Raw genomic sequence first — 23,411 nt, 5'->3', positions numbered from 1 at the left:
TTTTCAGCGATTTGACTTGCTATTGTTAAATTTTTATCATAATTTCTTTACTCAATTGTTATTAAATGAGAATGGAAATGTTTCAAAAAACAGCGCGATCTCAGCTACAAATGAAAGGAAAACGCGCCCTCCCCCTTTTACTATTAAGTCTAATTTTACCCATAGCATCATCGGCAAATGCACAAGTTGGTGGTTTGTTATGGGAAGAAAATTTTAACACCCTAGACCCGTCTATTTGGAAAATAGACGAAGGCAACGGCTGTGAAATAGGACTCTGTGGTTGGGGCAACTTAGAACGAGAATATTACTCTCCAAATAATGTATCCATTGAAGCCGTGCCCGGTGAAGCCGGTAATAACGCCTTAGTAATGGAAGCTCGCAGTGAAAATGCCACAGATACATTTGGCAATAACTTCGTCTATACCTCTGGCAAAATTCATAGTGAAAATGGATTAGCGGTTCAATATGGAATGATAGAAACCCGTATTCGAGTACCGGACCTACAAAACGGGTTGTGGCCTGCATTTTGGATGTTAGGTACAACCACTGCGGGCTGGCCAAGAAAGGGCGAACTCGACATCATGGAAATGGGTCAAAGCGATGCTGGCATAATTAGTCATGGCCATCCGGGCACACCACAAAACAATTTTGTTGGTGCTAATGCCATTTTTTATTCCGACGATGCCTGTGTGGTAGGCAACGAGACCTGCGCCGCAAGTACCGCATATCAAACCGATAACGCCTATGTGAGTACTGTGCCAATGAACGACCGTTTCATTGTTTACCGCATGTATTGGACCGACACCGAAATTCGTTTCACCGCGATAGACCAAGGTGTGGAATACGATATGTACGACAACCCCATTCCTATTACTGAAGAATCAGCAGAACTCGCAGAGCCATTCTATTTTTTAATGAACTTGGCTATTGGCGGCAATTTCACGGGGTTTTTAAACGACAGTGAAATTTCAGCGCCTTTACCTGCAAAAATGTATGTCGATTACATTCGAGTGTATGAATTTAACGGCCTTGGTGAAGTCACAGAAGGTAATTTCGCTAACCAAGAATTTGGCACCTTTGGTGTTTTTACCGACAACGCTGTTGTTGATAATCAACTCGAACCAGGTGTTAATTCAGATATTTTCATTTGGAACACCAATTCCACCGGAGGTGGAACAGAAGCCCCTTATGAAGGTGAAAATGCAATTTCTTGGGAATACCACACGCCAGGATTATGGTTTGGCGGCGGTGTACAAGCACGTCAACCTCTTGATATGAGTAGTTTTTTAGAAAATGGCAATCTAACCTTTAATATCAAGATACCTGCGGACATTAGTTTTAGAATTGGTATAACTGATACTTTTACCAATCAAAATTGGGTTGTCTTCTCTGCAAATCAAACTGCATATGGGCTTGTAAGAGATGGCGAATGGGGTAGTGTCACCATACCAGTCTCAGAGTTACAAGGTGAACTTATCGCCTTGCAGTCCACTGAATACCCTTTTGCTATTGTGAGTTTAGATACCGATCTGCCCACAAATACTTTTCAATTTGCCATTGATAATATTTTGTGGGAAGGCGGTGGAGATGCTCCCGTGGATGACAACGCTCCCGAGCCGGGCACAAATTTAGCGCTAAATAAAACCACCTCGCAGTCATCTACTCGGTTTAATGGTCAATCAACACGGGCCGTTGACGGGAATACTAGCGGAGTATATCGCGATGCCTCTGTCACTCACACCGCTTCTGAAAATGAACCTTGGTGGCAAGTTGATTTAGGTTCAGTGGAAGATATCACCCATATCAATATTTTTAACCGCACTGATTCATGCTGCGTAAGCCGACTAACTGACTTTTATGTGTTTGTATCCAATGTACCATTTACATCAAACAGCGTGGCCCAAACGGTAAATTCTAATCAGGTTAGCAGTGTGTATTACGATGGCACATTAAATGGCTCTGACACCATTACTGTCAATACTCAAGGGCAATACGTGCGTATTCAACTCATAGGCACAAACCCATTGAGCTTGGCTGAAGTCGAAGTAATTGCCGGCGAAGCACCGCCAGCTCCACCAAGAACCGCAGTGCTTGTAGAAGCAGAAGATTACACGGCCTTTTTGGATACAGATGCAGGTAATAACGGCAATCAATACCGTAGTGACGATGTAGATATTGAAATTTCATCAGATGAAAACGGCGGATTTAACGTGGGTTGGACCACCTCAGGCGAATGGTTAGAATATTCAGTGCAGCTGCAAGCCGGTAGTTACGAAATTGAATCTAGAGTGGCTTCTGTTACTGATACAGGAGAGTTTTTAATTTCGATTAATCAACAAGTTGTCGGTAGTGCTAGTGTAGACGCAACAGGCGGATGGCAAAATTGGGTTACCCTTCCATCGGGAGAAGTTAGCATACCAAGCGATGGTATCTATACCATCCGGATAGATGTCACAGGCAGTTCATTTAACATCAACTATTTCACACTATTACCCGTGGATTCAGATGTTGGGATCGCCGTTCCTTAGATGACCCAAATACTTTGGTTAGCCTTGCTTTACTAAAGGGTTAGGTACTTCCTAAAAGAAGTACCTAACAAGATAAGCAATTAGATATTGTTTTCAGATTTTAAATGGTCAGCCACTAAAAACGCCATCTCTAGTACTTGATCTGCGTTTAGACGAGGATCACATTGGGTTTGATACGCTTGTGCCAAATCATCATCGCCAATAGCGTACGCGCCACCTGTACATTCAGTTACATGTTGGCCAGTCATTTCTAAATGAATACCACCAGCGTGAGTTCCTTCAGCTTTATGTGCTGCAAAGAACTGCTTAATTTCTTTCAAGATCGCATCGAAGTTACGTGTTTTATAACCGCTTGACGACGTAAAAGTATTTCCGTGCATTGGATCAGAACTCCACACTACGTGACGTCCTTCCTCTTTCACTTTGCGTAACAAGCTCGGTAATTTGTCTCCAAGATTGTCTGCGCCCATACGGGTGATCAAGGTTAAACGACCGGGATCATTGAGTGGGTTAAGTGCATCAATTAAACGGATCAGTTCGTCAGGATCCATGCCAGGCCCTACTTTCACACCAATCGGGTTATGAATACCACGGAAAAATTCAATGTGAGCATGATCAAGTTGGCGAGTTCTTTCACCAATCCAAACCATATGTGCAGAACAATCATAAGGCTTACCCGTTAAGGTATCAGTACGAGTTAATGCTTGTTCGTAATTTAGCAGTAATGCTTCATGAGACGTAAACAACGCCGTTTCATGTAGTGTTGAAGTATTATTGCTGTTAATTCCAATCACATCCATAAAAGACAGCGCGTCTTGAATGCGATTTGCCAAATCTTGGTAACGACTGCGGTTTGGATTGTTTTCCAAAAACGTCATATTCCAACGATTCAGTTCGTGCAAATCAGCTAGCCCACCTTGAGCAAAGGCACGTAGAAGATTTAAGGTAGCAGAACTGCGATGATAAGCATCAAGCAAACGTTTTGGATCTGGCTCTCTAGCTTCTTTGGTAAATTCGAAGCTATTAATAATATCACCGCGGTAGCTCGGAAGTGATACGCCGTTAATCGTTTCTATATCTGATGAACGCGGTTTAGCGTACTGTCCCGCCATTCTTGCGACTTTAGTCACAGGGCAGCGTCCAGCAAACGTCAATACAATCGCCATTTGCAAGATAACTTTAAAGGTATCCCGAATTTTCGGAGCATTGAATTCATTGAAAGATTCAGCACAATCGCCACCTTGCAAAAGAAATCCTTTGCCAAGCGCAACTTCACCTAGTTGACGACGTAATTCGCGAGCTTCGGCTGCAAATACTAAAGGTGGATAAGACGACAAGCTATCTTCAACATTTTTAAGTAGTGATTGGTCAGCGTACGTAGGCTGTTGAAGAATAGGCTTTTTACGCCAGCTGTCAGGGCTCCAAGAATTCACGAATAGTCCTCTATTTTATGGATACTAAAAATCCGCGAAATAGTAACATATAACCACATGAAAATTGTGTTTTTTATATTAAATAAACTAGATTGCTTAATCGCTTTTCTGAATAGTCTTTATGAGACCGTCACTGGCTTCTTCGATTAAATCTAAAACCAGTTCAAAACCTTTCAAACCACCGTAATAAGGGTCTGGTACTTCCTTATCTTCATGAGCAGTAAAATCAAGCAGATGCATAATTTTGTTGTGAAATTCGCTCTCAGATTTTTCCAGTAACTTCTCGTGATTACTGTCGTCCATAGCTAAAATGTAGTCAAACTTTTCAAAATCTGATCCGTCCACTCGGCGGCATTTCACGCCCTTGAAGCTATAACCTCTAGCTTTGCCTACATCTTGAGAACGTTTATCTGGCGCTTTGCCTATGTGGTAACCATGAGTTCCAGCAGAATCTATTTCAATATCTAGGCCCGCTTCTTTTGCTTTGTGTCTAAATACAGCTTCAGCAGTTGGCGAACGGCATATATTACCCAAGCAAACAAACAATACAGAGGGCTTGGTAAACGACATTTATAACTTCCTTATGGATAACATGGTGTAAACTAGTATAAAGATTTTCTTCTAACTGTTAAGGATAAAATTTGTCACAATTCAATGTGCTAATGCTTAGCTCTTCTAAAGTCGGCAATGGTGGTTACTTATCTGATGCCAAGCCTTCGATTTTAACTCATTTAAACGGGCTCACTGACGTGACATTCATTCCCTATGCGGGCGTTAGCGTGACCTATGATGACTACACCCAAGCAGTAGCAGATGCGTTGCCAATGTTGAATATAAAAGGCATTCACACCTTTGAGCAGCCACAAGAAGCATTGGCAAGCAGTAACGCTATATTGGTCGGTGGAGGCAACACATTTGCCCTATTAGACATGCTTTACAAAACAGCGCTTCTGGCCCCATTACAACAACGGCTAGCTCAAGGTTTGCCTTATATCGGATGGAGCGCTGGCTCAAATATTTGTGGTGCAACACTACGTACAACCAATGATATGCCAATAGTAGAACCACCCTCTTTTAACGCATTAGGTGTTGTGCCCTTCCAACTCAACCCCCATTACACAGATTTTGTCGCTCCCGGTCACAATGGCGAAACCAGACAACAACGAATTCAAGAGTTTACCCAGTTAAACCCCACAACACCGGTAGTAGGAATTCAAGAAGGCTCAGCGTTATTGCTCAAAGGACAAACACTCACGTTGGAAGGTAATTTACCTGCTTTTGTGTTTTTAGCGGATAAGAAAACTCAAATAGAACAAGGCGCAGATCTAAGTCATCTTTTGGCCTAGTGGTTAATTAAATTGAGCTCGGTATAAAGTATTTAGCTATTAAAAAGGCGATGAATTAACTGCGCTCGCTGTACTTTTGTGAGCGCTGTGGTTTTAGGCACAATGGCTAATGCGGGGCCTAAAATTTCGTTCAGAGACTCAATATTTTCTTGTGAAAATAACATGTCACTGTGAATTTCATTGCCAATCCAGCCCACCAGCTCTGCGCCATCTGCTTTAATGGATTCAGCTGTTAATACGGCATGATTTAAGCAACCTAACTTTAACCCCACAACCAGAATGACTTTCATTTTGTGCTGCGCTGGAAATGATGAAAGATACTCGCCATTACCCAAAGGTAAACGCCATCCCCCCGCGCCTTCAGTGACAATAACCTCTGGTTGATGTTCTTCTAATTGGGCTAATCCAGCGTCCAATTGCGCAAAAGTTATTGTTTTTCCCTGTTGTTTTGCCGCTATATGGGGTGCAATAGGCGCTTCAAATGCGATGGGATTAATCTGCTCTATGGGGGCTTTTATTGTACTGTTTACTTGGTACTGTTTAGCGTCGTCATTTATCCACTGTCCCTCATTCCATTGGCAACCAGCAGAAATAGGTTTGTAGCCAATGCTTCTTAAACTCTGTTCAGCCAAGCCAAGCATAATTTGCTGACCTACATAAGTTTTACCTACGTCAGTGTCTGTTCCTGTAATAAACCATTTTTGCATAATAGAACTATTTCTCTAATGACATGTGCAAACAGCGATAATCCAGTGTGAATGCATTTTCGACTTTTGGATAACACCGTTCCAGTTGTATCAATTTGCTCTTAGTGAGTTGATTTGATGAAGTGTTTATAGTCGAAGAAGACGCCCCCACTTTCGAAATGGACTTAAGCAAAGCTCTAAAATCATCTCGCTTGTCTTGATAAACATGTTCAAATGAATGGGAGATTTTAAACCCCGCTTCTGTTGCTAAATACAGCCATTCAGCTGATGTTTGTAAAGGCAGGACTTTACTCTTCAAACCGCACTTTTCATAGGCTTGTTGAAGCTGACAAAATGCCCCTTGCACAGGGATCACTAAGGTTGCTCCACCACTAGGCGCAATCACGCGATAAATTTCATTCAACACAAGCACAGGGTGTTTAGACCATTGCAAAGCCATGCTAGAAAAAACATGAGAAAACAATTCACACCTAAAAGGCAACGCATCCATATCAGCATTAACCCACGCACTGCTAACGTTAGGAGTCTTAGGCGTGTTTTGTGCATTGCGCACCATTCCAAAAGCTAAGTCGACCCCGACAACATCCATGCCAAGGGAACGCGTATGTTCTCCGCTTGCACAGCCAATATCGAGAATTTTGCCATTGATAGCCGGTATATGTTCTTTTGCTGCAATTGCGATGGTATTTTGAATATTCGCCATAGTAAAATACTGGCTCGACGCTTTAGAAAATCGCTTCGCAATATCTCGCTTATTCAAAAGATGAGTGTCACAGCTATGAGTCAGTGCCATGTTCGCACTCCTGACTAGTTTGCTCTATTTGACTATTGGCAATACAAATTCCATCGATAAGAGCATCAATGTCTTTTTCACTGTGATCAGCCCTCAGCGTTATCCGTAATCTATCTGTACCTTTGGGCACTGTGGGCTCTCGCATCGCTCCAACCCATAAACCAAACTGTTTTAACGTCTGACTTAATGCAATTGTTCGTGTGGGAGATCCTATTTTAATCCATTGAATCGCGCTATCAGAAGGCTGGATGGCAATATTCGCCTTTGTGGCTTTTGCCTTAAAATACGCAATTTTTCGATGTAATTCTCGCGTGCGCTCTTCGGCTAGCATAATATTCCACGAAACCAGTGTGGCGTGAGCTTGTGCCGGTGGCATTGCTGTGGAATAAATGTAATCTCTGGCAAAGTTAATTAAAAAACTAATGAGTGTTTCACTGCCAGCAATAAAGGCCCCGCACGTTCCCAGCGCTTTGCCAAATGTCCCCATAATAATAGGGGCATTCTGTTGCGAGGGGTGATCTTCAATACTCAATACACCCAGACTGTGAGCTGCATCTAACATTAACCAACTATCGTATTTCTGTGACAGTTCAGCCATTGCATTGATATCAGGCGCGTCGCCATCCATACTAAAAATAGATTCCGTCGCGACTAAGGTAGGTAAATCGTTATTTTTGCGTTGTAATAATGATTCTAGGTGATTTAAATCATTGTGTTTGAATCGTTTAAACGAGGCTGAACTTGCCAAGGCTCCATCAATAAATGACGCATGCATCAGCTTATCGCAAAACAGATTTCCCGATGCTCCGTCTTTGCCGTGAAACAAGGCTCTGCAAAGTGCTTGGTTCGCGGCAAAGCCCGATGAAAACAACAAGGCAGCCTCTCTCTTTAAACTTTTTGCCACTTGTTGTTCAAGATCTTGATGGGCTTTCATGTATCCGGTTACCAGTGGCGATGCGCCACTGCCTGAGCCGTAAAGCTCTAATCCCTCAACCCAGCCTTGCAATACATCTGAATGATGGCGTAGTCCTAAATAGTCATTGCTTGCAAAATCAAGAAAATGGCCACTTTGAGTAGACACTATGCCTTGGTGATTTTGCTCAACACACACCCGCTCTCGAAACAAACCTTGCTGCTTTTGTTCTTCCAAGCGAGCATTGAACATTGAATTAAACGACATAAATTGGGTTTAGCTCGCGTCGTAAAATAGCTCGTCAGTACTCTGCGAAGCAATTTCTTCGTGTAACGCCTGCTCATGGGCTTCATCTGAATATTCCCTGCCCTGTTCAGTGTTAATCCCAAGCTTTCTAAATAATTGCACATCTGCATTGGTTTCTGGATTAGACGTCGTAAGCAACTTGCAACCATAAAAAATAGAGTTCGCGCCGGCCATAAAGCACATTGCTTGCATTTGTTCGTTCATATTTTCCCGTCCAGCAGACAAACGAACATGAGAGGCTGGCATCATAATTCGCGCAACCGCTATGGTGCGAATAAACTCAAATGGGTCTAAATCTTCCACTTGATCAAGAGGAGTTCCTTCCACTTTCACCAGCATATTAATTGGCACGCTTTGCGGGTGCTCTGGAAGATTAGCTAACTGAATCAATAATCCCGCTCTGTCTCCTGCGGTTTCCCCCATGCCCACAATACCACCAGAACACACGTTCATTCCCGCAGAACGAACGTTATCGAGTGTATTCAACCTGTCTTGATAGGTACGGGTGGTAATAATGTCGCCGTAAAATTCAGGTGACGTGTCTAAGTTATGATTGTAATAATCTAAACCTGACTGCTTTAATGCCAAAGCTTGTTCACGAGTTAACATTCCTAAGGTCATACAGGTTTCTAGACCTAGCTTTTTAACTTCTGCGACCATCTCAGTCACATAAGGCATGTCTCTTTCTTTTGGATTTCGCCAAGCAGCGCCCATGCAAAAACGAGTAGACCCCGCGGCTTTTGCTTCTTTCGCTCGTTGAATGACTTTTTCAACTTCTAACAAGCGCTCTTTTTCTAGCCCTGTGTCGTAACGCGCACTTTGAGGACAATATTTGCAATCTTCAGGACACGCTCCCGTTTTTATCGATAACAAGGTGCTTACTTGTACTTCGTTAGGGTTAAAGTGCATACGATGAATGCGCTGGGCTTCAAATAATAAATCATTAAATGGCATAGCAAATAAGTCAGCGACCTCTTTTGAAGTCCAATTGTGCTTTACAACGCCTAATGATGCAGCTTGAAATGCGCTATTATGTTGATGTGTTTGCATGCTATGCCTTTAAGTTTACTTGGTTCTAATGCGGGCTTAGTCTATGCTCACCCCAAACGATGTCAACTCCGATGTCTAGTTTAACTTTACAAGTGGCTATTTTGTGAACAATATTGAATTTGATGCTCGTCATATTTGGCACCCTTACACCTCAGCGATCAACCCTTTACCTTGCTATGAAGTAACTCACGCTGAAGGCTGTACCCTTACCTTTGCCTCCGGCGAGCAAGTTATCGACGGTATGGCAAGTTGGTGGTCTGCCGTACATGGTTATAACCACCCAGAACTCAATGCCGCTGCCCACAAACAAGTAGATACATTTTCTCATGTTATGTTTGGTGGCCTCACCCATCAGCCAGCAATTGATGTAAGCAAAGCACTGCTTGCTATGGCTCCCGCGGGTATTAACCGTGTATTTTTAGCCGATTCAGGTTCGGTTTCTGTTGAAGTAGCCATAAAAATGGCATTGCAATACTGGGCTTGCCAAGGACAAAGCCAAAAACATAAGTTAGTGACAGTTCGCAACGGTTATCACGGCGACACTTTTGCCGCAATGTCAGCCTGTGACCCCATAAACGGGATGCACAGTTTATTTGAGCAAACTTTGGCAAAACAGTATTTTGCACCTGCACCACAAACTCAATTTGGCCAAAGTTTCAGCGAAGATGACATTCTTCCAATGCAAGAATTAATTGAAAATCATCATTTGGATATTGCTGCACTGATCATTGAACCTGTTGTACAGGGCGCTGGGGGAATGCGGTTTTATTCACCGGAATATTTACGCCGCTGCCGAGAGCTATGCGACCAATACGATATATTGATGATTTGTGACGAAATTGCCACTGGCTTTGGTCGTACAGGTAAACTATTCGCCTGTGAACATGCGGGCATCACCCCTGACATTATGTGCGTTGGCAAAGCCCTCACAGGGGGTTATATGACACTAGCCGCAACGTTATGCACTGAAGATGTTGCATTAGGTGTATGCCAAGGGTTGCCCGGCGTATTTATGCATGGCCCAACGTATATGGGAAATCCTCTCGCGTGCTCAGTGGCCGCAGCTAGCCTCAATATCCTTGCAAAAAACGAATGGCAACAGCAAGTCAACGCAATAGAAGCCCAACTAAAACAAGCGCTTTTTCCATTTAATAAAAACGAACGGGTACAAAATGTAAGAGTATTAGGCGCTATCGGTGTGATTGAAATGAAACATCCTATCGATGTTGCCCGTACCCAAGCGCGATTAATTTCCCATGGTGTATGGCTAAGACCGTTTGGACGCTTGCTTTATATGATGCCTCCGTACATTATTACATCAGAAGAGCTCAGTAAAATAACCCGAGCAATAGGAAAGGTACTAGAAGAATGAACCCAATTCGCTGGATAGATCGCCTGATATTCGCAACAATATTAGTTTGCGCTTTGCAAATCCCCATATTGAGCGACCAATATAGGCAATATCTAGCGGGTTACGTTAATGCTTTGTCCGAGCAAGTAGAAAGCTGGCAAATTCTCGCCTATGAGTTCGATTTTCAATCTGTAGAGGCTTACATAAAACACCTTGAGTCCAACGACGATGTTCTAGTGGTCAAAGATGCACAGAATAAACGCGCTACCTTGTCAGACTATTACAACAAACAAGCTGGTCTAAAAGTAATGACCAATGAACAATTCCCGCAGCAGGTTATTTACATGCTGTCACCCAATAATTTTAATACCCTTAAAAATGTAGCCAGTCGCTATCAACCCGGTATCCCTTTATCACTTAACCAAATTGGCTATAGTGTTGTACTCGCCATTCTTATCGACATCCTATTCTTAATGCCCTTTTGGGGAGCAAAACGATTTAGAGACCGCAAAAAGTCTAAATTTAGCTCAGCGTATTTCTAATACTTTCATAATTCGTTAATCTTAGGTTAAGGAAACCATCGCTACTCTTCGTTTTGTAATTAGGAGTAGTATTTATGAAACATCAAGAAACACTTATCGTTGCACAAGTTATTCAGCACAGTGAAAAATTAAACGCTAAACGTCATATCATACCTGCGCATATGCAAGACAAGTGGCAATCTCTAATGAAGCAAGTAGATAGCCTAAAACCTTCAATTAACCCAATCACAATGAGAAAGTCAGTGTCATTTCAAGGAACCCTAGACGATTTAAACGCACTACTCTTAGCGTTATCAACAATGAATAGGCTCGTTAATAATTAGTAAATTATTGCGTTCCCAACGTCAACTTGTACAATATACAAACAGCAGACGAAATTAATCGCTGTTTTTTTATAATCCTTCTGTACTGCGACACCGTTGCCATAGTAACCTGATCGCTTTTATCGATACTGACGTTGGGGATTTAATGCTAGAAGCAAGTATTGCAATTTTGGTGGGGCTGCCGCTTCTTCTTTGGAGCGCCGAAAAATTTGTTGGTGGAGCCGCTGCGCTAGCCAATCATATCGGCATGTCGCCGCTGCTTATTGGTATGCTAATTATTGGCTTTGGCACCTCTGCACCAGAAATAATCGTTTCTATTATTGCCGCTTTGCAAGGGAAATCAGGCCTTGCATTAGGTAACGCTTATGGCTCTAACATTGCTAACGTCGCATTAATTCTCGGCTTAACTGCCATGATAAGCCCTATTGCGGTGAAATCGAACATCATCAAAAAAGAGCTCCCGATCATGTTGGGTCTGACGTTTTTTGGTGCTTATCAGGTTATCGATTTAAAAATAAGCCACGATGATGCTTATGCGCTCATTGGCTTATTTGTGTTACTCATATCCTGGAGTATCTATAGCGGCTTAAAATCCGACAAAGATATTTTAACTGCAGAATACCAAGATGAACTTGATGCAGGTGAAAAGAGTTTAAAACTCAACGTAATCTGGTTACTGGTAGGGTTATTGGTGCTCATTGGTAGCTCTCGCTTATTGGTTTGGGGCGCTGTAGACGTCGCTCAATACTTTGGTGTTAGCGATACTATTATTGGTCTTACCATAGTTGCTATTGGTACTAGCTTGCCTGAATTGGCCTCCTCTTTAATTGCAGTTAAAAAAGGTGAACATGATTTAGCACTTGGTAACGTTATCGGCTCTAACATGTTTAATACCTTAGCCGTTGTTGGTATTGCTGGCATGATTGAACCTATGAGTGTGGCATCTGAGTTTCTTTATAGAGATGTACTGATCATGGTCGGTTTTTCGGTAGCTCTATTTATATTTTGTATCGGTTTAAAGGGGCCGGGTCGACTTAATCGTCTGGAAGGCGCCGTTTTTGTTGCAGGTTACTGTGCTTACACGTATTTTTTAATCAATTCTGCCTTCGTCAATGGCGGTTGATTAAAACACATCAATTCAAGTACTGATGAATAATGAATATGGTATCTCTATTCAATTTCGTTATACTACTTAAAAATATTAAAAACACGTTTATATAAGGAAACACACCCATGACGCATGCGCCTGTGGTCGACGTTTTAAAAGGCCGCTACGCCGTTGGTGAGACTGTTACAGTAAAAGGTTGGGTAAGAACTCGTAGAGATTCAAAAGCCGGCCTTTCATTTATCGCTCTACATGATGGAAGCAGTTTCGACCCTATTCAAGTTGTTGCGCTAAGTACACTAGAAAACTATTCAGACATACAAAAGTTAACCACGGGCTGCTCATTGTCTGCAACCGGTGTAGTTAAAGCATCTGAAGGTAAAGGTCAAGCACTAGAAATTGATGCTACAGCCATTGAAATTGTTGGCTGGGTAGAAAACCCTGACACTTACCCTATGGCGGCCAAACGACATTCAATTGAATACTTACGTGAGCATGCTCATTTACGTCCTCGCACAAATATTATTGGTGCGGTCACCCGTGTACGCAATTGTTTATCTCAAGCGATACATCGTTTTTATCACGAACGTGGATTTGTATGGGTAAGTACGCCTATTTTAACGGCAAGTGACACTGAAGGTGCTGGTGAGTTATTCCAAGTATCTACATTAGATATGATGAATATCCCCCTAACTGAAAAAGGTGATGTAGATTACAGCCAAGATTTCTTTGGCAAAGAAACGTACTTAACCGTTTCAGGCCAACTTAATGGTGAAACTTATTGCTCTGCAATGTCTAAAGTCTATACCTTTGGGCCAACGTTTAGAGCTGAGAACAGTAATACATCTCGTCACCTAGCTGAATTTTGGATGATTGAACCAGAAGTTGCTTTCGCTGATTTAGAAAGTATCGCAGGCCTAGCGGAAGACATGCTTAAGTACGTATGTAAAGCGGTATTGGAAGAGCGCGCCGATGACATGGCCTTCTTTGCACAGCGTGTCGACAAAACTGCCATCGATCGCCTTCAGGCCTTAGTTGAGTCTGACTTTGTTCACATGGATTACACCGACGCCATCGATATACTCAAAGCGAGTAACAAGAAGTTTGAATTCCCTGTTGAGTGGGGCGTAGATTTAAGTTCTGAACATGAGCGCTACCTTGCAGAAGAGCACGTAGGTGCGCCAATCATTATGAAAAACTACCCTAAAGACATCAAAGCGTTTTACATGCGTATCAACGATGACAATAAAACCGTAGCCGCAATGGATATTTTGGCGCCGGGGATTGGTGAAATCATCGGTGGTTCACAACGTGAAGAGCGTTTAGACGTGTTCGATCGCCGACTTGAAGAAATGGGCTTAGATAAAGAAGATTACAGCTGGTACCGGGATTTGCGCCGTTATGGTTCGGTTCCCCATTCAGGCTTCGGGCTTGGCTTTGAGCGTTTAGTTGCTTATGTAACGGGAATGCAGAACGTAAGAGATGTAATACCATTCCCAAGAACACCTGGCAACGCCCAGTACTAATGAAGGCATATAGGTTGATACGTTATGGATAAACAACCTGCCTTCACCACACATTGTCACCTTTGTGGATTAAAGGTGGCAATACCGGAGCTGGACAAAAGCCACTGTGCCCAATGTCCTCGCTGTACAAATACGCTATCGCAATATCTTAATGATAATAAAGAGAAGGCGCTATCTTTTGCATTAGCAGCGTTAGTATTTTTAGCTCTTTCACTGCCCTATAAATTCCTCTCTTTTTCAGCCAGCGGACAACAACGCGAAATCGATTTACCCTCGGGATTACAAACACTTGCTGAATTAGATTTTTATCCACTTGCTTTAGTAACGGCACTACTCACTTTATTTATACCCGCTATCGTCTTATTGGGTATTATTAGCTTGAATGGATGTAGAGTAATCAACAAAAAACCTACATGGTTAATCCCTACGTTTAAAATGGTTAAGCTACTGCTGCCTTGGTCTATGGCTGAAATTTTTTTAGTCGGAACACTAGTCAGTTTGGTAAAAATAGCAGACATGGCAACACTTGATGTTGGCATGAGTTTTATTGCATTTTGTTTGTTTATTGTTTGCATGACCGCAACGCTTTATTTTTATGACAGCACAGAGTTTAGCGATTGGTTAGATGAAGCGTCTTTGCCCCCCAACCCCATCACGCACTTATCTAGACAAAAAAGTATTCAACAAACATGGGCCTTGCTATTTACCGCTACCTTACTTTATATACCCGCCAATACACTTCCTATAATGCACACCCAATTTTTTGGCTCAATTGAACCTAGCACGATAATTGGTGGGGTAATCAAACTTTGGCATACGGGTTCTTATCCTATTGCTATCATTATATTTTTAGCCAGTGTGGCCATTCCTATTGCAAAGTTAATTGTGCTAGCATGGCTAAATTGGAGTATACAAACTCAATCTGAAGAGCTTCATTGCAGGCGAGCGCTAGCGTACCAGCTAGTAGAATGGGTAGGCCGCTGGTCAATGATAGACGTATTTGTTGTCGCAGTACTTGTCGCACTTATTCAACTTGGCGGCACCATATCTATATTTCCCGGCTATGCAGCACTGGCATTTTGTGCAGTGGTATTTTTTACCATGCTCGCCGCTATTACCTTTGATTCACGTTTAATTTGGCAAAAGGAAACACTGTCTTGAGCGAAGTAGCTAAAATAAAAGGCCATCAAACATTTTCAAAAGTGTGGGTAATTCCCCTACTCGCTTTAGTGATTGGCGGTTGGATGGTGTACAGTCAATGGCTAAACCAAGGTACTTTCATTACCATTGAAATGACATCAGCGGTTGGAATAGAAGCCAACAAAACCGCAATTAAAGTACGTGATTTACAAATAGGAAAAGTTAAAAAAGTTTCCTTAAATGAAGGGGGCGAAAGCGTTTTAGTCACAGCGCAAATAGATAAAAATGCTGAACACTTACTGACCGAAACAAGTAAATTTTGGATTGTGTCACCTAGGATCACCCTTTCCGAAGTCTCAGGCTTAAACACTTTACTATCAGGCGTATATTTGTCGATGTCGGGTGATGGTGAAGGCAGAAAGAAAACTAAATTTACCCTTTTACCTCGTCCACCGGTGACTCCTCAAGGGACCCCAGGCTTATTTGTTACACTGACAAGTACAAAAGATTTCGCATATAAAGAAGGCGACGCAATCGTATACAAAGGTCATAAAGTGGGTCAATTTGAAGAGTCTTTCTTTAACCAATTTGAAAGAGCCATGTATTACACTGCGTTTATCAAAGCCCCTTACCATAGACTAATTAATGAAAACACGCGTTTTTGGGACACCAGTGGAATAAAAATCAGATTACGTGCTTCGGGTTTAGAAATTGATACTGGTAGTTTGGAAACCCTATTGTCTAGTGGTGTTTCATTTGATGTTCCTGAAGGTATGACATCTGGTGATTTAATTACTGAAAAAACCTACTTTGAAATTTTCGAATCTCAGGAAGAGGCTCAAGCTCAACAGTTTAACCTATCAGCTAAATATGTGTTACTCATAGACGAAAACGTCAGAGGTTTAAATGAAGGCGCTCCCGTTGAATACCGAGGTATCAACGTTGGTGAAGTAGTGTCTATCAATAAGTTATCTCTAGAAGAAAACAATATTTTACAAGAAGGCTATAAGATCCCCGTTGTAATAAGTGTTTATCCGGGGAAAGTCAGAGCCGATGACACTAAAGAAGGCTTAGTCGCTGTGCAACAACAAATGACACAGTGGATTAACCAAAACTTACATGCCACATTGCGTATGGGAAGCCTAGTAACTGGAGCCTTATACGTCGATTTACACCACTTTGGAACTGACACAGCGGATAGCGTTGAGACCTTCCTTGATTATGAAGTTATCCCAACCGCTTCCAATGAATTCGCCCAAATCACTCAAAAGGCAGAAGCTTTACTGGATAAACTTAATGCATTACCTCTAGATCGACTCGCCGTGGATGCCACTGACGCGATTAATGCCATGCTAGAAGCAGCTGAATCAGTGGAAAGTAGTAGTGATGATTTTGATGAGCTAATTAATGGTGTCGATATTGCGACTATGAATAATGAAATGGTGAGTACGTTAAAAAGTATTGCGATTTTAACTGATAACCTTAGTCATAGCGGAATTGAGAAAGATATCCAAAGTACAGCAAAAGAACTACAAGATACACTTAGAAGTATTCAACCAGTGCTACAACAGTTAAATGAGTCGCCAAGCAGTATACTATTTAATAGTAGCCGTAACGACGAAGTCACACCGAAAGCGAAACAAGGAAATTAGTATGCGCCACTTCATTTTTATTGCCATTATCTTGAGTCTTACTGGATGTAGTAATCATACTTCGACCATTCAGCATTATTTGCTGTCCTCCCCTAATGATATTCAAAGCGTAGATTTAACTCAGAGTAAAACCTTGCGCTTAACTCGACTCACTATTCCAGAATATCTTAAGCAGAACGGCCTGCCCCTGATGCTGGAATCAAACCAAATACAACTATCAAAAACACACCTTTGGGCAGAATCTTTTGATACTAGTTTAACCAAATATATGCAACATGCATTTTCATCCGAATATGTTTTAGCTACGGAGGGCGGCTTTAATGACGATCAATATTCGCTTTCTATTGATATTCTTCACTTGGTAGCAACCAGCAAGGGTGACGTCATTATTAGCGCGAATTACCAAATCAACAATGGCAGTCGGCTACTATCTCGACAGGCCTACAGTAAATCTTACTCACTTTCAGAAGATGGTTACGCTCATACCATTAATGTATACAGGCGCGCCATAAATGATATGGTTAACCACATAAAAACGAAGTTAACAGCTATAGAAAAGTAGTTTCATTTCAATAAATAACATTTATTTACATTTATTCACTCTATGAAACATTGCTTTACGTTACACTGTTAACGTCAAAAAATATGAGTGGAATTTAGGATGAAGAAACGCTATCAATTTGCTGCAGTAGCCGCTATTTTGATTTCGGGTATCGGTGGAATGAAGCTGATTGCAGCCACCGGCCATGAAGAGCCAGAAAAAGAGGTGAGTGATAATCGCCCTATAGTAAGCGTAGACACCCTCACAGCAACAGATCACACGATAGAAATAGAAAGCTATGGCGCTGTGGCGCCAACTGAGCGCACTATGCTCGCAACCAAAGTAGCCGGGCAAATTACCTCGTGGCATCCAAAATTTGTTCCAGGTGGAATTGTCCCTAAAGGCGAAATCCTATTTTCAATTGAAAAAGATACATACTCTGCTGCCCTCCTTGTTGCCGAAGCAAATTTACAACAAGCGAAAGCTAATTTAATTGAAGCTCAGGCACAAAGTGATGTCGCTCAATTAGAAGCGAAAAAATTTACAAGTAATTCGGTATCAGACCTGTATTTGAAAAAGCCTCAACTAATTAGTGCCAAAGCATTTGTAAAGTCTGCTGAAGCTCAGTTGAGTATTGCTCAGCGAGATTTAGACAGTTGTGATGTTCGCGCACCTTATGATGCATTAGTGATTTCTCGTAATATTGGTGTGGGTGATTTTATTTCTGTTGGCGCTGTTGCAGGCGAGTTAAATAACATTGAGAAAGCCGAAATCACACTTCCTATTGCGGGTTTTGACAATCAGTTTGTAGACGCAATTACGTCGGAACAGACGGTCAAAATTTTACCGTCATCTAGTGGCAAAGAAATCCTAGGCGTTTTGAATCGAGATACAGGTATTATCGATGAAGAAACTCGCATGACCCACTTTGTCGTGAGAGTAGACGACCCATATGGACTAAAGTCAGACAAACCTGCACTCAAATTCGGCAGCTATGTAACGGTTAAGTTTGATGGTGTTACTTTAGAAAATACCTATCAGGTACCTCAACAACTCATCAATAATGGTAAATTATGGATGGTCGACTCTGACGGTAAATTACTGTCCCATGCTGTTACTGTGCTAAGAGAAAACGGCCAATTTTTTGTCATCCAAGCTGATAGTGCGATTAATCAACCCGTGGTTGTTACCTTACCTGAGTATCCCAAAGAAGGTATGGCTGTAAAAGTTCTCTCGTCACCCGACGACTCAGACAACTCTCTACTTACCGCTCAACGCACAGAGAAATAAGGTAGACATATGAAACCTACTTCCGTTGAACAAAAACCTACAGGCCTTATTGCGGCATTTGCAAATAATTCCGTGGCCTCAAACCTATTAATGATTTTTATCATCATCATGGGTATTGCCAGTTATTTTACTATTCAGCGTCAGATGTTCCCTAATGTTGAGGTGAATTATATTGACATTGACGCGAGTTATCCCGGTGCGTCACCCCAAGAAATTGAAGAAAGTATCATGATAAAAATTGAGGAAGCATTAAAAGATGTCTCCGAAATTAAAAAAGTCTGGGCGCGCTCATTTAGAAACTCAGGTCGAGTAACCATAGAAGTCGAAACGGGCGCCAACCTTACCGATGTATTAGATAAAGTAAAGCTCAAAGTCGACAGTATAGGAACATTTCCTGCGGCCATGGAGCCTGTGATTATTGAGCAAATAGAATTCACTCAAGAAGTGATAACCTTTTCATTGGTTGGTGACTTACCTCTTTCCGAATTGAAACCGGTTGCCAAGCAAATAGAGAAAGAACTACTTCAATTCAACAATATTTCGTTAGTTGACGTTTCAAATCCTGACGGTGAGATTGCCATTGAAGTACAACCGCCACTACTGCGTAAATTCGGCGTCACAATTAATGATGTTACCGCAGCAATACAAAATTACTCAGCCAATATTTCAGCAGGTCAGCTAAGAACCGATGCAGGCATCATCTCAGTACGAGTAGAAAATCAATATTACACTGGGGATGAGTTTAAAAGCATTCCAATAAAAACCAGTAAAGCCGGTGGGCGAGTGCTTCTTCAAGACGTTGCCATAGTGAAAGACGGTTTTACAGAGGGCGAGCGGTATTTCAAGTATTCGGGTAAAAATGCCATTTTAATTGAAGTGGCTGCGACTAAAAGTCAAAGTATTACCCCGGTTGCAGATACAGTAAAGCAATACATAGAACAAAAAAATGAAACATTGCCAGAAAGTTTATCTCTAGAGGTGTTAGTTGATTTAACTTATTACTTAGACGAGCGTCTAAATATGATGCTAAAAAATCTACTTCAAGGTGCTATTTTAGTGGCGCTAATGTTGACTTTGTTTCTTCGTTTTCGCTTAGCTCTATGGGTAATGATAGGTCTTCCCGTGTGCTTTTTAGGTGCAATCATGATGATGCCTCTTTTTGGGGTAACCATTAATATACTGTCGTTATTTGCCTTTATTATGGTACTAGGCATAGTTGTAGACGACGCCATTGTAATAGGAGAAAGCGCCTACTCTGAAATTGAAAGTAAAGGGGGTGGTGTTGATAATGTGGTTCGCGGTGCTAAACGTGTTGCCACGCCAGCTACATTTGGTGTGTTAACGACTATTGCTGTTTTTGCACCCTTTACTATGTCGTCTGGACCAGAAGGCGCACTTTTCTACAACATAGCTGTGGTTGTGATACTGTGTTTAGTGTTCAGTCTCATTGAATCTAAACTTATTCTACCGGCTCATTTAGCCAATACGCGTTTTACAGAAGTTAAACCAACCAGTTGGCGAGCTAATTTTAATCGTCGTTTTTACAATTTTGTGAATGGTCCATATAAGCGCCTTGTAGAAAAAGCCTTAGACTTACGCTGGTTGGTGTTTTTCCTATTTATTGCTTTATTTTGTTTAAGCTTAGGCCTAATTCAAGGTAACTTTGTTCGCTTGGTTCCTAACCCTAAAGTCCCCCATGACTTTCCAGCTATTAGTATAGAAATGAACGAAAATGTATCTGATACTGCAGCAATTAACGCACTGAAAACCATTGAAAATATTATCCTGTCAGAAGATAAAAAAATTGAAGAAGAATTCGGTCAAGGTATGGTTAGAGACATACTCGCCTTTAACCGAGGACGCACTGAAGCCCGTATTATCATTCCGTTAATACACGAGGACCTACGCCCTTTTAATACTTTTGAACTGGCTCGGCGCTGGCGTCAACAGATACCTGAAATACCTGGAATGAAGTCATTAACTATTCAAGACGATGTCAATGGTAATGACGGCGGTGACGGTGAGTTTGGCTACTTGTTGTACGGACCTGATGTAGAAACCTTAAATGAAGCGGGAAAATTGTTAATTAAGCGCCTTCAGGATTCAACAGGCTTGTTGGATATCAGTTCAACAATTGATCCCGCGAGCAAAGAAATTCAACTAGCTCTATTACCTGTTGCCTATGATTTAGGTCTCGACTTGAACAGTGTTGCTAGCCAAGTTGGTGCCAGCTATTTTGGTGGAGAAGCACAAAGGCTCATTAGAGATGGCGAAGAAATAAAAGTGATGGTTCGCTACCCTAGGCTCACGCGAGAAAGCTTTGCAGCGTTGAAATACACGCTTATTCAAACACCAACAGGTGATAATGTAGTCTTGGGCGACATCGCTGAATTGTCAGAAACACCGGGAATTAGCTATATTCGTCGAGAGGGTGGCTATCGAAGTGTTTACTTGTGGGGCAATATTGACGAAGAAGTCATTGAACCCAATGAAGCAATAAAAAATATTGAAGAAAATCTTTTGCCTGAATTAAAGCAAGCATTCCCGTCTGTGATCACAGAGCTAGGTGGAGATATTGAAGAGCAGCAAGCATCGCAAAGCGAGCAGTTGTTATTCTTTGTTGCTGCCATGCTAATGGTATTTATTCTTCTTGCTGTACCCCTTAAAAGTTATTCTCAACCTTTAATTATCATGTCAGTAATTCCGTTCAGCTTTACGGGGGCTGTCGCTGGACATTTCCTATTAGGGTTAGATATGAGTTTGTTCTCTTCTTTCGGACTTATTGCCGCTGCAGGTGTCGTAATTAACGACTCCTTGGTAATGACTGATTTTGTTAATCAGCGCAGGAAGCAAGGTTACAGTGTTAGGGACGCGGTTTCAGAGGCTGGACGGGCAAGATTCAGAGCTATTACCTTGACCTCCATTACAACCTTTGCTGGCGTACTTCCAATTATGTTTGAAACCAGCTTGCAAGCTGCCTTTGTTATTCCCATGGCAGTAGCATTAGGCTTCGCAGTTTTATATGCCACCATGGTTACTCTTGTTTTGGTTCCATGTCAGTATTTGATTTTGGTGGATATTAAACAATTTTTCCGGCTCTTGTTTACCTCAATAAGTCAAAAAAGCAAATCGAAAGCGACTCCCTCCTCTGAGCTCAAAGCAGAATAAACACAAAAGACCCCAGTAAAAAACTGGGGTCTTGGTTTTGTATTCCATCGAAGGTGATCTAAACTAATTAAAAAGACTTCCACATGGACTAATATGTCGTCTCTACAAGTTTTACGACAAGAATTTAGACAACACTTTTCTTATGTCATAATGCGTTGGGGAGTAGTTAAACAAAATATAAACTCAGAAGAACTCATTGCCATTCATGAGGTGCTTGGAAAATGGATTGAATGGACTCAAAAAGAAGGATTAAACCGCTTAGAGAAATTTTTAAATGAAATTTTAAATCTACTACCAAATGAATACCCTTTAAGTGCTTCGACAATCGAACAAATATCAGAAAAAATTGACTTACTGATTGAATCAGCAAAGCACCTAGAAAATCCTTACCTGCTAAAACAAGCACTAACTGAATCTAAACCTAAAATACATGGCGGGTCGCTGAATATAGCCCTCATCGATGACAGTGAAATCGCCCGTGTTACCATCAAAGCAATGCTCGACAGGTTTAATTATAACGTGTTGGTATATGAAAGCATTTTTGACTTTGAAGCAGACACTGAAGTTTTAAATACAGTTGACATCATATTGCTAGACGTTGTTATGCCAGATGTAACCGAAGATATGCTGTTTGATTTCGCTCAACGGATAAGACAAAAAAACATTCAAATCATTTTGGTGTCAGGCTCTGATTCATTGGACATTCGATTGAAAGCCGTTCGCGCAGATATAGGTGGATATGTAACTAAACCTTTTGATATCAATGTTTTAGTTGGAAACATTCGTTGGCTCTGTAATATTGATGTTAGACGACCTTATCAAGTGTCATTACTCGATGATCAACCCATGGTAGGGAGCTTTTTCGGTAAATACGCAAAAAACAACGATATTGACTTAACGTTTTACTCTAACAGCACAGAATTTTTTGAAGGCTTAGAGGTTGGTAAACCCGATCTCTTTTTACTCGATGTAAATATGCCTAAAATTTCAGGCATAGAAGTCTGTAAAATACTCCGTCAACAGCAAAGGTTTGAATATGTTCCTATTGTCTTCCTAAGTGCTGATACCAGCTTAAAAACGAAACTAGCGGCACTAGAAGCCGGCGCTGATGACGTCATTATAAAAGATAACCCCCCTGATATTATTTTTAAACAAATCGAACGAAGAATTACTCGAGGCCAACAAATCCGAAATATGGCAATTAAAGACAGCCTTACAGGTTTGTTGAATCATGGACAGATGATGGAAGCTGCTCACTCTGCACATCGTTTGGCAAAACGTAACAACACAAGTCTTGTTGTAGCTATGATAGATATTGATAATTTTAAACAAGTTAACGACAAACGCGGGCATATGATTGGCGACAATGTTATTGTCGGACTCGCTCAATTATTGAAAACATCTGTTAGAGACACCGACGTTGTGGGCAGATACGGTGGTGAAGAATTTTTAATCGTATTTCACTCAGACGATATTGAGAGTATTGAAAAGAAACTTAACGACATCTGTTTTACTTTTAGTAAGTTAAGTTTTAAAGACGGATATGATAACTTTCATTGTACATTCAGCTGCGGTGTCGCAGGGTCTAGCCACGCTGAAGAGTTAAAAGATATGATTCACCTAGCGGATCAAACTATGTACGATGTGAAAAAAGACGGGAAAAATGCTGTTAAAATATATAAATAATGCGGCCTATT

Annotated in this window: 19 protein-coding genes; 13 read left to right on the top strand and 6 right to left on the bottom strand. The window is 41.5% G+C overall.

Annotated elements, in window-relative coordinates:
- Positions 1-77: 77 nt before the first annotated feature.
- Complete coding sequence (locus J3L16_RS10930) at positions 78-2,528, top strand: carbohydrate-binding domain-containing protein (protein WP_207613018.1); 2,451 nt, start codon at positions 78-80, stop codon at positions 2,526-2,528.
- A gap of 80 nt (positions 2,529-2,608) precedes the next feature.
- On the opposite strand, the gene J3L16_RS10925 is transcribed toward J3L16_RS10930, so the two are convergent.
- Positions 2,609-3,961 (bottom strand): 3-deoxy-7-phosphoheptulonate synthase class II, encoded by a 1,353-nt coding sequence (locus J3L16_RS10925; protein ID WP_207613017.1) that lies wholly within the window; start codon positions 3,959-3,961, stop codon positions 2,609-2,611.
- A 96-nt stretch (positions 3,962-4,057) separates the two neighbouring features.
- The gene (locus J3L16_RS10920; RefSeq protein ID WP_207613016.1) at positions 4,058-4,531 is read right to left on the bottom strand and encodes a low molecular weight protein-tyrosine-phosphatase; all 474 of its coding nucleotides are present in this window, start codon (positions 4,529-4,531) and stop codon (positions 4,058-4,060) included.
- Positions 4,532-4,623: 92 nt separating this feature from the next.
- Between J3L16_RS10920 and pepE the strand changes: the two genes are divergently transcribed.
- A complete protein-coding gene (gene pepE / locus J3L16_RS10915) occupies positions 4,624-5,307 on the top strand; it encodes a dipeptidase PepE (protein ID WP_207613038.1) in 684 nt (227 codons plus the stop codon).
- A gap of 32 nt (positions 5,308-5,339) precedes the next feature.
- On the opposite strand, the gene bioD is transcribed toward pepE, so the two are convergent.
- From bioD to bioB, 4 genes are read right to left on the bottom strand one after another with little or no spacing between them, the layout of a single operon-like run.
- Complete coding sequence (gene bioD / locus J3L16_RS10910) at positions 5,340-6,014, bottom strand: dethiobiotin synthase (protein ID WP_207613015.1); 675 nt, start codon at positions 6,012-6,014, stop codon at positions 5,340-5,342.
- Between the two features lie 7 nt (positions 6,015-6,021).
- Entirely contained in the window at positions 6,022-6,807 is a 786-nt protein-coding gene (locus J3L16_RS10905) for a methyltransferase domain-containing protein (protein ID WP_207613014.1), read from the bottom strand.
- Entirely contained in the window at positions 6,791-7,987 is a 1,197-nt protein-coding gene (locus J3L16_RS10900) for an 8-amino-7-oxononanoate synthase (RefSeq protein WP_207613013.1), read from the bottom strand. The genes J3L16_RS10905 and J3L16_RS10900 overlap by 17 nt, the downstream gene beginning before the upstream one ends.
- Positions 7,988-7,996: 9 nt before the next feature.
- The gene (gene bioB / locus J3L16_RS10895; protein WP_207613012.1) at positions 7,997-9,076 is read right to left on the bottom strand and encodes a biotin synthase BioB; all 1,080 of its coding nucleotides are present in this window, start codon (positions 9,074-9,076) and stop codon (positions 7,997-7,999) included.
- A 103-nt stretch (positions 9,077-9,179) separates the two neighbouring features.
- Here bioB and bioA point away from each other — a divergent pair, with 103 nt between their 5' ends.
- From bioA to J3L16_RS10840, 11 genes are all read left to right on the top strand, one after another.
- A complete protein-coding gene (gene bioA, locus J3L16_RS10890; protein ID WP_207613011.1) occupies positions 9,180-10,448 on the top strand; it encodes an adenosylmethionine--8-amino-7-oxononanoate transaminase in 1,269 nt (422 codons plus the stop codon).
- Complete coding sequence (locus J3L16_RS10885) at positions 10,445-10,969, top strand: DUF2937 family protein (protein ID WP_207613010.1); 525 nt, start codon at positions 10,445-10,447, stop codon at positions 10,967-10,969. The genes bioA and J3L16_RS10885 overlap by 4 nt, the downstream gene beginning before the upstream one ends.
- 74 nt (positions 10,970-11,043) lie before the next feature.
- Positions 11,044-11,292: a hypothetical protein gene (locus J3L16_RS10880; RefSeq protein ID WP_207613009.1), complete on the top strand. Its 249-nt coding sequence runs from the start codon at positions 11,044-11,046 to the stop codon at positions 11,290-11,292.
- A gap of 145 nt (positions 11,293-11,437) precedes the next feature.
- Positions 11,438-12,415: a calcium/sodium antiporter gene (locus tag J3L16_RS10875; RefSeq protein ID WP_207613008.1), complete on the top strand. Its 978-nt coding sequence runs from the start codon at positions 11,438-11,440 to the stop codon at positions 12,413-12,415.
- A 110-nt stretch (positions 12,416-12,525) separates the two neighbouring features.
- On the top strand, positions 12,526-13,923 hold the full coding sequence (gene asnS / locus J3L16_RS10870; protein WP_207613007.1) for an asparagine--tRNA ligase: 1,398 nt from the start codon (positions 12,526-12,528) through the stop codon (positions 13,921-13,923).
- A gap of 24 nt (positions 13,924-13,947) precedes the next feature.
- Positions 13,948-15,084 carry a paraquat-inducible protein A gene (locus J3L16_RS10865; RefSeq protein ID WP_207613006.1) on the top strand — a complete coding sequence of 379 codons (1,137 nt, stop codon included), beginning with the start codon at positions 13,948-13,950 and terminating at the stop codon, positions 15,082-15,084.
- Positions 15,081-16,715, top strand: coding sequence for an intermembrane transport protein PqiB (gene pqiB, locus J3L16_RS10860; RefSeq protein ID WP_207613005.1), 1,635 nt, complete (start codon positions 15,081-15,083; stop codon positions 16,713-16,715). Before J3L16_RS10865 ends, pqiB begins: the two co-directional genes overlap by 4 nt.
- Before the next feature lies 1 nt (position 16,716).
- Positions 16,717-17,277, top strand: coding sequence for an ABC-type transport auxiliary lipoprotein family protein (locus tag J3L16_RS10855; protein WP_207613004.1), 561 nt, complete (start codon positions 16,717-16,719; stop codon positions 17,275-17,277).
- 99 nt (positions 17,278-17,376) lie between these two features.
- Entirely contained in the window at positions 17,377-18,546 is a 1,170-nt protein-coding gene (locus J3L16_RS10850) for an efflux RND transporter periplasmic adaptor subunit (RefSeq protein WP_207613003.1), read from the top strand.
- Between the two features lie 9 nt (positions 18,547-18,555).
- Positions 18,556-21,714 (top strand): efflux RND transporter permease subunit, encoded by a 3,159-nt coding sequence (locus J3L16_RS10845; RefSeq protein ID WP_207613002.1) that lies wholly within the window; start codon positions 18,556-18,558, stop codon positions 21,712-21,714.
- 93 nt (positions 21,715-21,807) lie between these two features.
- A complete protein-coding gene (locus tag J3L16_RS10840) occupies positions 21,808-23,400 on the top strand; it encodes a response regulator (protein WP_207613001.1) in 1,593 nt (530 codons plus the stop codon).
- Positions 23,401-23,411: the final 11 nt, after the last annotated feature.

The sequence above is a fragment of the Alteromonas sp. 5E99-2 genome (assembly GCF_017368475.1).
Lineage (GTDB): Bacteria > Pseudomonadota > Gammaproteobacteria > Enterobacterales > Alteromonadaceae > Alteromonas_F.
Note: the sequence above shows the minus strand (reverse complement) of the source record. Positions and strands in the feature narration are given on the sequence as shown.

Excerpts from the sequence above, each read along its gene's own strand:
- J3L16_RS10885 (WP_207613010.1), top strand. The coding sequence starts at position 10,445 with ATGAACCCAATTCGCTGGATAGATCGCCTGATATTCGCAACAATATTA.
- bioB (WP_207613012.1), bottom strand. The coding sequence starts at position 9,076 with ATGCAAACACATCAACATAATAGCGCATTTCAAGCTGCATCATTAGGC.
- J3L16_RS10930 (WP_207613018.1), top strand. The coding sequence starts at position 78 with ATGTTTCAAAAAACAGCGCGATCTCAGCTACAAATGAAAGGAAAACGC.
- bioD (WP_207613015.1), bottom strand. The coding sequence starts at position 6,014 with ATGCAAAAATGGTTTATTACAGGAACAGACACTGACGTAGGTAAAACT.
- J3L16_RS10905 (WP_207613014.1), bottom strand. The coding sequence starts at position 6,807 with ATGGCACTGACTCATAGCTGTGACACTCATCTTTTGAATAAGCGAGAT.
- J3L16_RS10900 (WP_207613013.1), bottom strand. The coding sequence starts at position 7,987 with ATGTCGTTTAATTCAATGTTCAATGCTCGCTTGGAAGAACAAAAGCAG.
- asnS (WP_207613007.1), top strand. The coding sequence starts at position 12,526 with ATGACGCATGCGCCTGTGGTCGACGTTTTAAAAGGCCGCTACGCCGTT.
- J3L16_RS10855 (WP_207613004.1), top strand. The coding sequence starts at position 16,717 with ATGCGCCACTTCATTTTTATTGCCATTATCTTGAGTCTTACTGGATGT.
- J3L16_RS10880 (WP_207613009.1), top strand. The coding sequence starts at position 11,044 with ATGAAACATCAAGAAACACTTATCGTTGCACAAGTTATTCAGCACAGT.
- pepE (WP_207613038.1), top strand. The coding sequence starts at position 4,624 with ATGCTTAGCTCTTCTAAAGTCGGCAATGGTGGTTACTTATCTGATGCC.
- J3L16_RS10845 (WP_207613002.1), top strand. The coding sequence starts at position 18,556 with ATGAAACCTACTTCCGTTGAACAAAAACCTACAGGCCTTATTGCGGCA.
- J3L16_RS10875 (WP_207613008.1), top strand. The coding sequence starts at position 11,438 with ATGCTAGAAGCAAGTATTGCAATTTTGGTGGGGCTGCCGCTTCTTCTT.
- J3L16_RS10850 (WP_207613003.1), top strand. The coding sequence starts at position 17,377 with ATGAAGAAACGCTATCAATTTGCTGCAGTAGCCGCTATTTTGATTTCG.
- J3L16_RS10865 (WP_207613006.1), top strand. The coding sequence starts at position 13,948 with ATGGATAAACAACCTGCCTTCACCACACATTGTCACCTTTGTGGATTA.
- J3L16_RS10920 (WP_207613016.1), bottom strand. The coding sequence starts at position 4,531 with ATGTCGTTTACCAAGCCCTCTGTATTGTTTGTTTGCTTGGGTAATATA.
- J3L16_RS10840 (WP_207613001.1), top strand. The coding sequence starts at position 21,808 with ATGTCGTCTCTACAAGTTTTACGACAAGAATTTAGACAACACTTTTCT.